This window comes from Pseudomonas sp. MOIL14HWK12:I1 (genome assembly GCF_000510705.1).
Classification (GTDB): domain Bacteria; phylum Pseudomonadota; class Gammaproteobacteria; order Pseudomonadales; family Pseudomonadaceae; genus Chryseomonas; species Chryseomonas oryzihabitans.
Window position 1 is genome coordinate 1,443,997 of record NZ_KI783307.1, and the last position, 14,515, is coordinate 1,458,511.

Below are 14,515 nucleotides of genomic sequence, written 5' to 3' on the forward strand. Positions count from 1 at the left end.
GCCGAACACAGCCTTATTCCGCGCTGGACGGCTTGGCCCAGAGGTTGATGTCGCCTTCGACCGCATGGGTGTCGATCTCGGCCAGTTCCTCGGCGGTAAAGCTCAGGTTGTCTAGGGCCGCGACGTTTTCCACGATCTGTTCGGGCCGACTGGCGCCGATCAGGGCGCTGGTGATGCGCGGATCGCGCAGGGTCCAGGCCAGGGCCAGCTGCGCCAGACTCTGGCCGCGGCGCTTGGCGATGGCATCCAGGGCGCGGACCCGGGCCAGGTTCTCGGCAGACAGATGGCCTTGCTGCAGCGACTGGCCACCGGGCTGATTGACCCGGGCTTCGGCCGGAACGCCATTGAGGTACTTGTCGGTCAGCAAGCCCTGGGCCAGTGGCGTAAAGGCGATCACGCCGCTGCCGATTTCCTCGGTCGCATCCAGCAGATCCTTTTCGATCCAGCGATTGAGCAGGTTGTAGGCCGGCTGGTGGATCAGCAGCGGGATCTTCCAGTCGGCCAACAGCTTGGCCATTTCCCGGGTCTTGGTCCCCGAATAGGAACTGATGCCGATATAGAGCGCCTTGCCTTGCTGGACCGCGGTGGCCAGGGCGCTGGCGGTTTCCTCCAGTGGCGTGTGTTCGTCGAAACGGTGCGAATAGAAGATGTCGACGTAATCCAGGCCCAGGCGCTTGAGGCTCTGGTCGAGGCTGGCCAGCACGTATTTGCGTGAGCCGCCACCTTGGCCATAGGGCCCGGGCCACATGTCCCAGCCGGCCTTGCTGGAGATGATGAGTTCATCGCGGTAGGCGGCGAAATCTTCGCGCAGCAGCCGACCGAAATTGATCTCGGCGCTGCCATAGGGCGGCCCGTAATTGTTGGCCAGGTCGAAATGATTGATGCCCAGATCGAAGGCGGTGCGCAGCAAGGCGCGCTGACGATCCAGTGGCGTGGTATCGCCGAAGTTGTGCCAGAGGCCCAGCGACAGCGCCGGCAGCACGAGCCCGCTGCGACCCACGCGGCGGTAAGGAATACGGTCGTAGCGATCGGAAGCGGCTTGATAAGCCATTCAAAACTCCTCGGGATGGAATACTTGTTGGAAACCCAGGACATTCGCGCGTGGTGACACAGGCGGAGGCGCGACCATCGGGAAAGAGCTCCGGGAACGGACGCCATCCGATTAAAGCTGTCGGCGCCAGCTTGTACAAACGGCCGCTGCGGAATTTGCGCTGCAGGTGTGCGGTAAGCGGCGATCTGAATTCCTGAAGCGGTCATGTCTGGCAAACTGGCAAGGCGGTAGCGGATTTCAGAAAGCCGCCAGCGTGAAAAGGCAGACAGCTCGGTGCAGCGCTCCATAACCATAACTTCGCATAATGTATATTATGTTAAATTGAATATGGACCTAGACTGACAACTGCCCTTTGCCATCCCCTCCAGCCTTTAACCTTATCCCTGATTCGGCCACCTGCTTCGACTCCGGCTTCCCTACCCTGGCCCTGTCGATCAGCGATCAGGATCTCCTTGCATGACGATCCTGAAAACGCGTCCGTTGCGAACGACGCCTTCAGGATCTCTCGACTGATCACCGCTGCCATCGAGTCCCTAGCTCGCCAACAGCTGCTCCAGTCGCTGCAGGCGCTCCTTGTACACACGCCGTGCGGCCAGCGCGTCTTCCAGGGTTACCGCCACGAATCGCGCCTTCTGGTTGGGCTGCAGCTGGCCGATCAGATCCAGGTCGCTGCTGATGACCGTGCCGATCATGGCGTAGCCGCCACCCGACACGGCGTCTCGGTGCAGGACGATGGGTTCGAGGCCGGCCGGTACCTGGATCGAGCCGATGGGATAACAGCTGTCGACGATATTGGACGGATCCGAGCCGGCGCCAAAGGGTTGTTCGCGCGGCGTGAATTGCAACGGCCGGCCGCCCTTGAATCTGTAGCCGATTCGATCGGCTTCGGAGCCCACCGTCCAGGTATCGGCGAAGAACGCCTCGGCGGCGTCCGCAGTCAGGCGGTGATGATAGAGACCCGGCACGACCCGCAGGGTCACCTCGCCACCGCAAGCCGACACCAGGTCGACTGGCAACCGGACGCCAGGCTTGGCGCCTGTCGCCGGGGTTCCGACAGTCAGTTCGTCACCCGCGGCGAGCCTTCGGCCCTGGAAGCCACCGAGGCCGCCCAGGGTGTACGTCGAGCGACTGCCCAGCACCTCGGGCACGGCGAAACCGCCCGCCACGGCCAGATAGCCACGGGCGCCGGCCTTGAGGTAATCGAACTTGAGCACCTGGCCGGCGCGCACGCTGAAGGCTTCGTCCAGTGGCATTTCGGCGCCGTCCAGGCGTGGCGTCATGCGCGCGCCGCTCAGGGCAACCAGGGCGTCTTCGGTAAAGTGCAGCTCCGGGCCGAGCAAGGTGCATTCCAGGGCGGCGGCGCCGGGTGCGTTGCCCACCAGCAGATTGGCCGCGCGCAAGGCATAGCTGTCCATGGCCCCGGACGGCGGGATGCCCAGGTGGTAGTAGCCTTCGCGACCGAGATCCTGGATCGAGGTGGCCAGGCCGGGTTTGAGTACCTTGATCATGCCGGCTCCTCCATCAGGGTGCGCGGATAGCCACGGGGATCGTCGAGAAAGGCGTCCAGGGAAAAGTCCACCGGACGGATATTCAGGGTGAAGCTACCCTCCTCTACCTCGGCCAGCATCCGGTCGTATTCGGCGCGGTCGATGGCGCGGAAACGGACGATGTCGCCGGGCCGGAAGAACACCATGTGGTCCTGCAGGTAATCGAGGCGCTGGGCCGGCTCGTAGATGGGCGCCGGCGTCACGCCGAACATCTGGTAGCCGCCGGCGCCTCGTACCGAGTAGATGCAGCCGAAGCAGCCGCCGTGGCCGAGGGTCTGCTTGGGCGTGTCGGTGCGGGGTCGCAGGTACTTGGGGACCTGCAGCTGCCGCTCGGCCTCGACCATCTGGAACATGAACGGCAATCCGGCGACGAAGCCCACCATGGAGACGAACCAGGGCGCGCCGCTGTGGGCCTCGATGAAGGCCTCGACATCGGCCAGGCCGTTGATGCGCGCGGCGTATTCCAGATCGGTAGCGGTCGGATCCTGGTGGCGATCGCGAAAGCGCATCAGCGTCTCGTGGGTCCAGGGATCGTTGTAGAGCACCGGGATCTCGATCAGCCGCGTGGCCAGTTGGCGCTCGGCCACCGCCTGGTCTTCCACGCCCTGGACGGCGGCCAGCAGCCGGTCGGGCGGCAGGACATCGGGATCGAAGCGGATCTGGAAGGAGGCATTGGCCAGGCAGATGTCGTGGATGCCGGGCAGTTGCAGCGCCTGCACCGCACGGGTCATGGCCAGGCCACGGAAAAACGCCTCCAGGGACATGCTTTCGGACAATTCGACGAACAGGTGCTCGTCGCCGCCGAAGCTATAGCGGATCGCAGTCGTCATGCGGGAATCTCCTCGGCCAACCAGTGTTCCAGGGTACCGGTGTCGAAGCGGGCTTCGATCACCCAAGGTTCGTCCAGCAGGCGGCGATGCAGACTGGCGGTAGTAGCCATGCCGGTCAGACGCAACTGGTCCAGCGCCTGGCGAGCACGGGCCAGGGCCTCGCCGCGATCGGCGCCATGGGCGATGAGCTTGGCCAGCAGCGAGTCGTAATAAGGCGGCACTCGGTAGCCTGCATAGAGATGACTGTCGACGCGGATGCCCGGACCCTGCGGCCAGGCGAGCTGCTCGACGGTCCCGGGGCTGGGAAAGAAATTGCGCGCCGGATCTTCGGCGTTGAGTCTCAGCTCGATGGCGGCGCCCTGCAAATGGATGTCTTCCTGGCGCAGCCCCAGGGATTCACCTCCGGCGATGCGCAACATGGCCTGGACCAGATCGATGCCGGTGACCATCTCGGAGACCGGATGCTCCACCTGGATGCGGGTGTTCATCTCGATGAAGAAGAACTCGCCGCGGGCTTCGTCGAACAGGTATTCCAGGGTGCCGGCGCCACGATAGCCGAGGCTTTCGGCCAGGCGTACCGCGCTGGCGCAAAGGGTCTCGCGCTGGGCGGCGCTCAGGACCGGCGATGGCGCCTCTTCCAGGAGCTTCTGCCGGCGCCGCTGCAGCGAGCATTCGCGCTCGAACAGATGCACGGCGCGCTGGCCATCGCCAAGGATCTGTACCTCTATATGCCGAGCGCGCTCGATGAAGCGCTCCAGATAGAGGGCGCCGCTGCCAAAGGCGGTCTGGGCTTCACGCTGGGCGATGGGAAACTCCCGCGCCAGCTCGGCGGCGTCGCGCGCCAGGCGGATGCCCCGGCCTCCTCCTCCGGCCGATGCCTTGATCAGCAGCGGATAGCCCACCGTCGCGGCTGCCGCTATGGCGGCCTCTATATCGGCCGGTTCGCCGGCAGAGCCCGGTACCACCGGGACGCCGGCCGCCAGCGCGGTGCGCCGCGCCTCGGCCTTGTCGCCCATGCGGCGGATGATGTCACCCGAAGGGCCGACGAAGATGGCACCGGCCTCCTCCACCGCATCGGCAAAGGCGGCGTTCTCGGCCAGGAAGCCATAGCCGGGATGCACCGCATCGGCGCCGCTGTCTCGCAAGGCCGTGAGCAGAGCCTCTATATTGAGGTAGCTGCGATCCGCCCGCGCCGGGCCGATCACCACCACGGCATCGGCCTGGCGCGCCGCCAGCGAATCCCGGTCAGCCTCGCTGCAGGCCAGTACCGTCTCGATGTCCAGCGCCTTGGCGGCGCGCAGGATACGGACGGCGATCTCGCCGCGATTGGCCACCAGCAGACGGCGGATGCCGCCCCCTGTCGTATTCACGAGGCGGCTCCGTTCAGGGTGGCCAGCAACTGACCCGGCTCGACCGGATCCCCGTCCTCGACGGCGAAGGCCGTCAGGGTCCCGGCGACCTCGGCGTGAACCTCGGAGAATTGCTTCATCACCTCGACCAGGCCGATTACGGTGCCGGCGGTGACGGTTTCCCCGACATCCGCATAGGGCGCCGCATCGGGCGTGGGTTTGCGATAGAACGTTCCGGGCAGGGGCGAGAGCACCGAATGTTCGGCCATGACGATTCCTCTTCTAGGCAATGTTGTCGGAAAGGCAGGCGTAACTAAGGGCAGGAGGACCCGGCGTCTTGGCGCCGGTGTCCGCATGGAAACTAGCCGGCGCCCGGGGCGCGGATGGCGATGCCGGCGGCCTCCAGGCGCTGGCGGATGGCCTGGGCCAGGCCCAGCGCCCCGGGGGTGTCGCTGTGCAGGCAGATGGATTCGAAGGCCACCTCGACCTCGCCCCCCTCCACCGTGGCGACCCGTCCCTGCTGGCAGGCTTTGAGCACCCGGTCGGCCACCGCCTGAGGATCCAGCGCGCCCATGCGCCGGACCAGGACGATGGAGCCGCTGGCGTCGTAGTCCCGGTCGGCATAGAACTCGCGTACCAGGGGCTGGCCCAGCTCGCGACCGATTCGCCACGTGGCGGAATCGGGCAGGCAATAGAGCAGCAGCCCGGGTTCGAGGCGTTGCAGCGTCTCCACCAGCAGCCGGGCCGCCGCCTCGTCCCGGGCCAGGTGCATGAACAGCGCACCATGGGGCTTGAGGTGCTGCAGCCGCAGGCCATGCAGCCGGGCGAATTCACGCAGGGCGCCCAGCTGATAGACGATATCGGCCACCAGTTCGTCGGCGGGCATCTGCAGGGGCCGACGGCCGAACCCCACCAGGTCGCGATAGCCCGGATGGGCGCCGATGGCCACGTTGCGGGCCTTGGCCTGCTGCACGGTGCGCTGCATGAGGCCGGGATCGCCGGCATGGAAGCCGGTGGCGATATTGGCCGAGCTGACCAGGTCGAGCAGCTGGTCGTCCACGCCGTCGCCCAGCGTCCAGGCGCCAAAGCCCTCGCCCATGTCGGAATTGAAATCCACCTCGATCATTGCGGTATTCCCTGGCAGCGGTGCGTTGTCCTCGACCTTAGGACTGCCCTGCCCCCTTGGGAAGATTTATTATCCAAAGCCTAGTGTTCGGAAAAATCGATACCTCAGGACAGTCGCCATGGCCCTCACCCTGCGCCAACTCCGTTATTTCACCGCGACGGCAGAACTGGGGCAGATCTCCCAGGCGGCCATCCACCTGAACATTTCCCAGTCGGCGGTGACCAGCGCCATCCAGGAACTGGAGGGCCTGCTGAGCACCAGTCTGTTCGTCCGTTCGGCGCAAGGGATGGCGCTGACCGATGCCGGTCGGCATTTCCTCAACCATGCCTATGGCATTCTTCGCGGGGTTGACGACGCCCTCAGCAGCGCCCTGCCCGACCACCGCGCCAGCGGCGAGTTGCGCATTGCCGCCAGCTACACGGTGATCGGCTACTTCCTCCCCCACCACCTGCAACGCCTGGCACAGCTCTATCCCGAGGTGACGGTGGCGGTACACGAGCAGGAGCGCCAGGCCATCGAAGAGGCGCTGCTGGACAGGCGCATCGACATGGCGGTGGTGCTGACCGCCAACCTGACCCACGAGGACATCGTCTCCGAGACGCTCTTCAATTCCGAACGCCGGCTCTGGCTGCCCAGTGGCCATCCCTTGCGCGATCGACCCAACGTCAGCCTGGCCGATGTCGCCCGCGAGCCCTATGTCCTGCTCACCGTCGACGAGGCCGAACAGAGCGCCATGCGCTATTGGCGCCAGGCCGGTCATGAGCCCCAGGTGCGGTTGCGTACCAGCTCGGTGGAGGCCGTGCGCAGCATGGTGGCCAACGGCAGCGGTGTCGCCATTCTTTCCGATCTGGTCTATCGGCCCTGGTCGCTGGAGGGCAAGCGGCTGGAGACCCGCACCCTGGTGGAGCCCATTACGCCCATGAGCGTGGGGCTGGCCTGGCATAGGGAGCATCCGCTGACGCCGGCCATGCAGGCCTTTCGCAGCTACTTCCACAGCGCCTTCCTGGCGCCCCAGCAGCTGGGTGCGCGGCGATGATTGCAGGGATAAATCCTCACGAGCGAAAGGATTCGATCCGTATAACCGTCTGAATAGCTAAAATCCTCACGACCTTGAGGATTGTACCGGCTATCCCTTTGGCGTTAGCCTGATCCTCACACTCGTGAGGATAAATCATGCAGGTGCTACTCAAAAATGCCGCCGACCTCGGTGCCCTCGTTCGCCAGGCGCGCAAGGCCCAGGCCCTGCGCCAGGACGACGCCGCCGGTAGCCTCGGCGTCAGTGAAAACTTTCTCGGCAAGGTCGAGCGCGGCGGCGAAACCGTCCAGTGGGGCAAGCTGTTCCAGGTACTGGAAGGCCTGGGCGTGCGCCTGATCGTGGATCTGCCCCCCGAGGTGGAAGCCCAGCCGGATACCCGGACACCATGAGGCGTGAACTCCTGGCCTGGATCGACGACCAGCTGGTGGGTCGGCTGGCTGACGAGAACGGTATCTGGTCGTTCCAGTACGAATCCGGTTGGCAGGCCTTCGGACTCTGTCCGCAATTGCCCTTGCAGCCAGAGCCGCTGATCGATGGCAGTTCGCAGCGACCGGTGCAGTGGTACTTCGACAACCTGCTACCCGAGGAAGGCCAGCGGCAACTGCTCGCCCAGGATGCGCGCCTGGAGGCCGCCGATGCCTTCGCCCTGCTCAACTGGTACGGCGCCGAGTCCGCCGGCTCCCTTACCCTGCTCGCCGAAGGCCAGCGCCTGCCACCGGGGGATCGCCGCCCCCTGAGCGACGCCGACCTCTCCCGACGGATCAAGGCCATGCCGCAGCTGCCACTGACCCACGAGGCGCACAAGCGCATGTCGCTGGCCGGCGCCCAGCACAAGCTGGCGGTGATCCTTGATGAGCAGGGGCTGCAGGAACCCGTGGGCGCCCTGCCCTCGACCCATATCCTCAAGCCGGACCATCCCCACGAGGCCTTCGCCCATTCGGTGATCAACGAATGGTTCACTATGCGCCTGGCGGGTATGGCCGGGCTGATCGTTCCTGCCGTCGAGCGCCGCTACGTCCCCGAGCCGGTCTATCTGATCGAGCGCTTCGACCGCGTCCGCACCCCGGGCGGCTGGCAGCGACGCCATGGCATCGACGCCTGCCAGGTGCTGGGGCTGGATCGTCATTTCAAGTACCAGGCAGGCAGCGTGGAACGGTTGGCCGAGCTGGCACGGCTGTGCGAGGCGCCCGCCGTGACCCGGACGCGGCTGTTCAATTGGCTGGCGTTCAACGTGCTGGTGGGCAATACCGATGCCCATTTGAAGAATCTAAGCTTTCTGGTCTCACCGCGGGGACTCGCCCTGGCGCCCTGCTATGACCTGCTCTGTACGGCCGTATACGAGAGTCGCGCCTTCGACCAGCAGCGCTGGCCGGACGCAACCACCCTCGCCTGGCCAATCCTGGGTGAAAACCGGCTGGCGGCCATCGACCGCGAGCGATTGCTGGATGCCGCCGAGGTGCTGGGTATCAAGCGCTCGCCGGCTGCGGCCCAGTTGCAACGCCTGCGCCAGCGCCTGCCCTCCCAGGCTCAGCAGTTGCTGGAACAGACCGAGCGGGAGAATCAGGTTCTGGCCGCCACGCGACCGGAGTTGCGGGCAGTCTTCGCCGGCGAGTTGCGCTGCCTGCGGGCGATCAGGGCGCTGATCGCCGAACAGGTCGAGCGGCTGGCCTGACGGACCTGCTGCTGACGGCTACGCTCAAAGCGGCAACACCTCCAGCAGCCGCTCGCGTCTGAGCTGCTGCAGGCGAGCGATCAGCTCGCCCGTAGGCGTGCCGCCCGTGAACCTTTGCAGGCGTTGCCCGGCGACCGATCCCAGCCATTCCAGCTCGTTAAAGCCTTCCGGCTCGACCGCCAGCAGCAGGCAGTCACCGCCCAGCCGGGACAACAACCCCACGATCCGGCTGCATGGACCCTTTGCCAGCCACTCCTCGTGCAACCCGACGGCGTCCTCCAGTTGCAGCACCGGGAGGTCGCTGCAACCGGGCAAGCCGCTGCGCAATTCAGCCGTCACGGCGGGGTCGAGATCGCCATGCAGGATGACCAGCGCCACGGCCGGTCGGAGGTCGTCTACCGCTGTCCAGGGTTGGCTCGTCATGCTGGACCTCCTCGTGACCGGTCGAAGCCTGGGCTCAGGCGAAGGCGTTGTGATAGGCGTTGAGCGCCGGTGCGCCCCCGAGGTGAACATAGAGCACCCGGCTGCCCTTGGCGATCTCGCCACTGCGCGCCATGGCGATCAGCCCGGCCATGGATTTGCCCTCGTAGACCGGGTCGGTGAGCATCCCCTCCATCTGCGCGGTGTAACGGATGGCCTCGACGGTGGGGCCATCCGGCAGGCCGTAGTCGGGGCCGCAGAAACGCGGCTCGATGATGACGTCCTCGTCGCGGATCTCCTTGTCCAGGCCAATCATCTCGGCGGTGTTGCGCGCGATCTTGGTCACCGCGGCGCGGGTCATCCCGGCGTCCGCCGCCGTGTCGATACCGATCAGGCGACGCTCGCGCTCCTGGGCGCGAAAGCCCACCACCATGCCGCCCTGGGTCGAACCGGTACAGGTGGCCGTGACTACGGTATCGAAGAAGAGGCCCTGGTCGCGCTCCTGCGCCGCCAGCTCGTCAGCGAAATGCGCATAGCCGAGGCCCCCCAGAGGATGGTCCGAGGCGCCGGCGGGAATGGCGTAGGGCTTGCCGCCTTCACGCCGCACCTCGTCCAGGGCGCGCTCCCAGGTGGCTTTCACCGCGGTGGAATAGCCCTCGCCTTCCAACAGCGTCTGGGCGCCCATCAGCCGCGACAGCAGGATGTTGCCGACCTTGTCGTAGACCGGGTCTTCCCACTTGGTCCATTCCTCCTGGACCAGCCGGCACTTCATGCCCAGCACCGCGGCGACGGCGGCGACCTGGCGCGTGTGGTTGGACTGGATGTTGCCGATGGACACCAGGGTATCGCAGCCCTGCGCCAGGGCATCGGCGGCCAGCCATTCCAGCTTGCGCACCTTGTTGCCGCCATAGGCGAGACCGGAGGAGACGTCGTCACGCTTGGCCCAGAGTTCGATACCGAGGTCCTTCGACATGCGCTCCAGCTTGTGCAGGGGCGACGGGAAATAACCGAGCTTGACGCGGGGAAAACGCTTTTCGAGATCCAGGGACATAGCAGCGACTCCAGTGGTGAGAGAACGCTTTCAATGCTAGGGAAAACGTTGAAAAAGGTGCTTTCGAATGAGCGGTACGAAATCTGCTTTCCTTTTGGCTACCCCGATTTCCTCCCATAGACGTTCTTCCAGAAACCACTTTTCAAGGAGAATCTTTCGATGAGCGAAGCTGCGGAACTCACCTCGGTCGAACGCAAGATCCTGCGCGCTCTGCAACAGGACGGACGGCTCAGCAATGCCGAGCTGGCGCGCCAGGTTTCCCTGAGCCCGAGCGCCTGCTGGAACCACACGCGCAAGCTGTTCGAGAGCGGGGTCATCACCGGTGTCAGGGCCCATGTGGACCCCAAGGCGGTGCAACGGGAGACCGCGGTGCTGGTGGGCGTGGTGCTGGACAGGTCGACCCCCGAATCCTTCCAGGCCTTCGAGGCGGCCGCCCGCGCCCTGCCCCCGGTGCTGGAGTGCTACCTGGTGGCCGGCGACGTGGACTACTTCATCAAGCTCAGGGTCAAGGACATTGCGGCTTTCAATCGCCTGCACAGCGAGCGGCTGATCGCCCTACCCGGCGTGCGCCAGGTGCGCACCTTTTTCGTGCTGAACGAGATCAAGACCGATGGATTGTTGCCCATCTGATTAGGCGGGTGGCGGCTAAGGAGGGACGGGCGCAGAGCGGCGCCCGTTCAGGAGCGGTGTCGGCTTCCGAAATTGTTGTGAAATTTTGGGGATGCCTAAACCGGAATCAGCTAATGACAGGAATCGATCCATTGCAGACCTTCGCGTAGGGCGGCAGTCGGCCAAAAGCTGCCTTTAAACGAACGCCTAAATATTCCGCAGACAGATCATTACTCCAAAAACAGCCATTCGGCAGTAGCCGTATCCAAGCCAAACCTGTCCGCAGAAATGAGGTAGCACCCGTTCGAGTCTGAAGCGCTTCTGCATGTCCCAAGTGAAACAAGGGAACAGCATGTTGATCAAGGGCCGTCCTAGCTGTGACTCGATTGAAAGGGGTGCGAGGCTCAGCACTAAGCAGTTAGCTGGCAAACCGCTTCCAGATTCACTTCCTCAGGACCTAGCACATACGCCGCGTAGTAACTGGGGTGGTAATGGGGCCTGATGCCGGGCGCTCCGTTATCTTGTCCGCCAGCGGCGATGGCGGCCGCATAGAACGCATCGACCGCGTTACGACTCTCTGCGATCAGAGCTATGTGCGTCCCGTGACTGGGGGGAAGCGCAGCATGCAACCATAAAAACGGCTTTCCTTCATAGCCGAACCCCAGTCGTCGAGGTGTTGAAGCTGGCGGATCGGCCTTGATGCTCATCAGCAACTTAATCCCAAGTGGCCTAAGCGCGGGTTCGTAGAAGGCTTGAGCATGCGAAATGTCCGAAACCCCGAGGCCTACATGATCGATTGCTGACCCAGCAAAGTTGCTCATCAAGTATCTCCATAAACGCTCATGAGTCGGCAGGTTGGTAGAGCGCGTCGTTGACAGCGCGGGGCCGCTCCATGTGAGTATCAAACCTGAGATGCACCGCCATCGGCGAACAGCTCAGCTCCATTGACATAGCTCGATGCATCGCTCGCCAGGAAGAGCGCGGCCTGACCGATCTCATATGCCTGGCCGATCCGACCGAGTGTGCTCTTCTCGCTAAGGGCATCGATCACCTCCTGCGCGTTCTCACCCAGAACGTTGCGCAGGGACGGGGTGTCCACAGGGCCAGGGCTGAGCAGGTTGATGCGTACACCGGATCCTTTGATATCCAGAACCCAGCTGCGCACCAGCGAACGGAGCGCGGCCTTGGTGGCTCCGTAGACACTCAGGCCGGGGCCGGGGTTGATCGAGGCGGTCGAGCCGATGACGACGACGCTGCTCCCCTTACCCATCAACGGCAGCGCGCCTTGCACAGTGAAGGTCGTGCCTTTGACATTGGTCGTGAAGAGCCGATCGAAACCTGCTTCGGTGATTGCGCCCAAGGGCTCGATTTCACCCGTCCCGGCATTGGCGATCAATACGTCGATATGGCCATGCACCCCGCTGATGTGGCTGAACAGCTGGGTCAGGTCACCAAGGTTCGAAATGTCCGCGCATACGGCAGAGGCGTTCTCGCCGAGGCTCTTAACGGCTTCGTCGAGCTGAGGCTGGCGGCGCCCGGTGATGACCAGCTTAGCGCCCTGGCTGGCGAAGGCTTCAGCGATGGCGAAACCCAGGCCCGAAGAGCCACCAGTGACCAGAACAACCTTGTTTTCAAACAACATGGGAAATACCTGCGCGGGTGAATATATAGTGAACACTACATAGACAGACACCCGGGCGCAACATATTTAGTGACTGCTATATAAGCCTGACCATCGATCTGTGATTGAAATCTCTTGTAGTGATCGCTACATTAATCAAACCGACAGGAACGAGATCGCCATGAACGAGAAAAACCGGCAGCGCCGCCCTCCCTTCGACCGTGAGCAAGGGATAGCCATCGCACAGGCGCTATTTCATCAGCGCGGCTTCGACGCGGTCAGCCTGACCGACCTGACCGAGGCCATGAACATCAAGCCGCCGAGCTTTTACGCCGCATATGGCAGCAAAGCCGAGCTGTTCGAGCGCGCGATGCATCGCTACGCCAGTGAAAGCGCGCTGCCTATGGACAGGCTGCTGGGACCGGATCGACCGCCCGCAGAAGCACTGACCGCACTGCTGATTACCGCTGCGAAGCAGTACGGGCGAGACCGGGCTTTGCGTGGCTGTCTGATTACCGAGGGTATGCGCGCGGACGATCCGACCGCCCGCGATATGGCCGAGAAACTGGGCAACGCCGGGAACCAGGCGATACGCCGTTACCTTGATCAGGTCCGCCCGGAAGCCGGTCAGGTTCTGACTGACTACGTGCTTATCACCCTGCGGGGCCTATCGGCGGCGGCATGCAGTGGCATGTCTCGCAAGCGCCTGGCGGAAGTGGCGCAGCTTGCCGGCAAATTGATTTCCCTCGAGTTCGAAACTCGCGACGGCGCTACGAATTTCTGAGCAACCCGCATAGACGCTACCTACGGAAGTCAGCGATCAGTGATGGTCGTTCCGGCAATGCTCTCCGCAAATTCACCACCGAAAATGCGAGCTGGCGTTTCAAAACCAGGCTTGCGATCGTCGCTTAACACCCGGCGCGCAGCTTCAATGGCGGCCAGCGGCGTGTAGGAATATCCGTTCACCGTTTCGATCATGGATCTTGCAACGCTGCCATCCGCCGCGGTGACCTCTGCAACCGCGCAAGCCCGATGGGTGTCCCGCTCATGGACGCTGGGACCATCAGGCAGTTGTGATAAGTCGCCCTTGGGAAAAGCCTCGCCCGGGATATGCACGAACATCGCGATGTTGGGGATGCCTGTCGAATGCCACCCCGTCACCAGATCACCGAAAGACAACGGCTGGCACGTCACCGGCCCGTCGCCAAAATCAAACTGGCGTGACTGCGCATCAGGCGTTGCCACGAGTTCACCGTCGATCCTTGCGAGCAACCCTGCGCCGATGATTTCGCTGACGCTCATCGCCGAACCCCGAGACATGGACCCGGGAACCTGCAGCGCAATGCTCAGCGCATGAGGGTCCGCAACCCGCTGGGCCACATGCATGGCCAGGCAGTCCGTGGGGACAACGTCCCAGCCGACGCCAGGCAGAAGCATCACGCCCGCCTCGCCAGCTTGAGCACCCAGCCGCTCCGCGAGCCGGTAGATATTAATCTCGGCCGTGATGTCTAGGTAGTCGACACCAGCCTGCATGCACGCGCGCATCAACGCCTCAGCTGTTTGCGCGAAAGGCCCTGCGAAGTTCAACAGGACGTCTATACCATCCAGCGCCTCTGCCGCCTGAGCATCTGCTGCGAACACGCGGTAAGGAACATCCAGTTGCGCGGCAAGATCTTCAAGTCGATCAACCGTACGTCCCGCTATTTCGAAAGTTAGACCTAGTGCTTTCGCTCGCTCAGCGGCCATGCGCCCGGTGTAACCCGTCGCGCCGTAAATCAGTAGTGTCTTCATTGCGCGTGCTGCCAGTTTTTGTAGACAAATTCCACACTGTAGCCATCCGGGTCTAGCACGTTCGCGGCGTAATAATTCGGGTCGTAATGCAGCCGGGCACCAGGCGCGCCATTGTCAACGGCTCCCTGGCTCATAGCGGCGGCATAGGCAGCCTTGACCTCGGCCTTGCTGCTCGCGACAAACCCGACGTGAGCAGCCCGTCCCTCGACCACACCCTCGCGCAGCCAGAAGAACACTCGGCCATTGGCGCCGAAGCCTTTGAGATCCGGATGACCTGGCGGGCCGTTCTTGCCGTCGTAGTCCAGACGTGCGTTGATGCCAAGCGGCGACAGTGCCGCTTCGTAAAAACGAATGGAGCGCTCGATGTCGCTAACGGATAGAAAAACATGATCCAACACGTCATAGCCCTCGC

At 63.8% G+C, this 14,515-nt stretch carries 17 protein-coding genes; 5 read left to right on the plus strand and 12 right to left on the minus strand.

Annotation, left to right across the window (positions count from 1 at the left end):
• Positions 1-13: 13 nt before the first annotated feature.
• From mgrA to PSEK12I1_RS0116700, 6 genes are all read right to left on the minus strand, one after another.
• Positions 14-1,051 (minus strand): L-glyceraldehyde 3-phosphate reductase, encoded by a 1,038-nt coding sequence (gene mgrA, locus PSEK12I1_RS0116675; RefSeq protein ID WP_007161728.1) that lies wholly within the window; start codon positions 1,049-1,051, stop codon positions 14-16.
• Between the two features lie 533 nt (positions 1,052-1,584).
• A complete protein-coding gene (locus tag PSEK12I1_RS0116680; protein ID WP_027602291.1) occupies positions 1,585-2,559 on the minus strand; it encodes a biotin-dependent carboxyltransferase family protein in 975 nt (324 codons plus the stop codon).
• The gene (locus PSEK12I1_RS0116685; RefSeq protein ID WP_027602292.1) at positions 2,556-3,428 is read right to left on the minus strand and encodes an allophanate hydrolase subunit 1; all 873 of its coding nucleotides are present in this window, start codon (positions 3,426-3,428) and stop codon (positions 2,556-2,558) included. The genes PSEK12I1_RS0116680 and PSEK12I1_RS0116685 overlap by 4 nt, the downstream gene beginning before the upstream one ends.
• Entirely contained in the window at positions 3,425-4,798 is a 1,374-nt protein-coding gene (locus PSEK12I1_RS0116690; RefSeq protein ID WP_027602293.1) for an acetyl-CoA carboxylase biotin carboxylase subunit, read from the minus strand. The genes PSEK12I1_RS0116685 and PSEK12I1_RS0116690 overlap by 4 nt, the downstream gene beginning before the upstream one ends.
• The gene (locus PSEK12I1_RS0116695) at positions 4,795-5,046 is read right to left on the minus strand and encodes an acetyl-CoA carboxylase (RefSeq protein WP_027602294.1); all 252 of its coding nucleotides are present in this window, start codon (positions 5,044-5,046) and stop codon (positions 4,795-4,797) included. Before PSEK12I1_RS0116695 ends, PSEK12I1_RS0116690 begins: the two co-directional genes overlap by 4 nt.
• Positions 5,047-5,138: 92 nt before the next feature.
• Positions 5,139-5,903 (minus strand): 5-oxoprolinase subunit PxpA, encoded by a 765-nt coding sequence (locus PSEK12I1_RS0116700; protein ID WP_027599348.1) that lies wholly within the window; start codon positions 5,901-5,903, stop codon positions 5,139-5,141.
• A 118-nt stretch (positions 5,904-6,021) separates the two neighbouring features.
• Here PSEK12I1_RS0116700 and PSEK12I1_RS0116705 point away from each other — a divergent pair, with 118 nt between their 5' ends.
• The 3 genes from PSEK12I1_RS0116705 to PSEK12I1_RS0116715 all read left to right on the plus strand — a co-directional run bounded on the left by PSEK12I1_RS0116705 (position 6,022) and on the right by PSEK12I1_RS0116715 (position 8,611).
• A complete protein-coding gene (locus PSEK12I1_RS0116705) occupies positions 6,022-6,939 on the plus strand; it encodes a LysR family transcriptional regulator (RefSeq protein ID WP_027602295.1) in 918 nt (305 codons plus the stop codon).
• 137 nt (positions 6,940-7,076) lie between these two features.
• Positions 7,077-7,328 carry a helix-turn-helix domain-containing protein gene (locus PSEK12I1_RS0116710; protein WP_007161735.1) on the plus strand — a complete coding sequence of 84 codons (252 nt, stop codon included), beginning with the start codon at positions 7,077-7,079 and terminating at the stop codon, positions 7,326-7,328.
• Complete coding sequence (locus PSEK12I1_RS0116715) at positions 7,325-8,611, plus strand: HipA domain-containing protein (protein ID WP_027602296.1); 1,287 nt, start codon at positions 7,325-7,327, stop codon at positions 8,609-8,611. Before PSEK12I1_RS0116710 ends, PSEK12I1_RS0116715 begins: the two co-directional genes overlap by 4 nt.
• Before the next feature lie 24 nt (positions 8,612-8,635).
• On the opposite strand, the gene PSEK12I1_RS0116720 is transcribed toward PSEK12I1_RS0116715, so the two are convergent.
• Positions 8,636-9,034 (minus strand): hypothetical protein, encoded by a 399-nt coding sequence (locus PSEK12I1_RS0116720; RefSeq protein WP_027602297.1) that lies wholly within the window; start codon positions 9,032-9,034, stop codon positions 8,636-8,638.
• Positions 9,035-9,068: 34 nt separating this feature from the next.
• Entirely contained in the window at positions 9,069-10,082 is a 1,014-nt protein-coding gene (locus PSEK12I1_RS0116725) for a 1-aminocyclopropane-1-carboxylate deaminase (RefSeq protein WP_007161738.1), read from the minus strand.
• 159 nt (positions 10,083-10,241) lie between these two features.
• Here PSEK12I1_RS0116725 and PSEK12I1_RS0116730 point away from each other — a divergent pair, with 159 nt between their 5' ends.
• Positions 10,242-10,712 carry an Lrp/AsnC family transcriptional regulator gene (locus PSEK12I1_RS0116730; protein ID WP_007161739.1) on the plus strand — a complete coding sequence of 157 codons (471 nt, stop codon included), beginning with the start codon at positions 10,242-10,244 and terminating at the stop codon, positions 10,710-10,712.
• Positions 10,713-11,101: 389 nt separating this feature from the next.
• Here the strand turns inward: PSEK12I1_RS0116730 and PSEK12I1_RS24430 are convergent, their stop codons facing one another.
• The gene (locus PSEK12I1_RS24430; protein ID WP_081737502.1) at positions 11,102-11,512 is read right to left on the minus strand and encodes a VOC family protein; all 411 of its coding nucleotides are present in this window, start codon (positions 11,510-11,512) and stop codon (positions 11,102-11,104) included.
• A gap of 80 nt (positions 11,513-11,592) precedes the next feature.
• A complete protein-coding gene (locus PSEK12I1_RS0116735; RefSeq protein ID WP_027602298.1) occupies positions 11,593-12,333 on the minus strand; it encodes an SDR family NAD(P)-dependent oxidoreductase in 741 nt (246 codons plus the stop codon).
• 160 nt (positions 12,334-12,493) lie between these two features.
• On the opposite strand from PSEK12I1_RS0116735, the gene PSEK12I1_RS0116740 reads away from it, so the two are divergent.
• The gene (locus PSEK12I1_RS0116740; RefSeq protein WP_027602299.1) at positions 12,494-13,096 is read left to right on the plus strand and encodes a TetR/AcrR family transcriptional regulator; all 603 of its coding nucleotides are present in this window, start codon (positions 12,494-12,496) and stop codon (positions 13,094-13,096) included.
• Positions 13,097-13,125: 29 nt separating this feature from the next.
• On the opposite strand, the gene PSEK12I1_RS0116745 is transcribed toward PSEK12I1_RS0116740, so the two are convergent.
• The gene (locus tag PSEK12I1_RS0116745; protein WP_027602300.1) at positions 13,126-14,103 is read right to left on the minus strand and encodes a trans-acting enoyl reductase family protein; all 978 of its coding nucleotides are present in this window, start codon (positions 14,101-14,103) and stop codon (positions 13,126-13,128) included.
• Positions 14,100-14,501: a VOC family protein gene (locus PSEK12I1_RS0116750; RefSeq protein ID WP_027602301.1), complete on the minus strand. Its 402-nt coding sequence runs from the start codon at positions 14,499-14,501 to the stop codon at positions 14,100-14,102. Before PSEK12I1_RS0116750 ends, PSEK12I1_RS0116745 begins: the two co-directional genes overlap by 4 nt.
• Between the last annotated feature and the right edge of the window lie 14 nt (positions 14,502-14,515).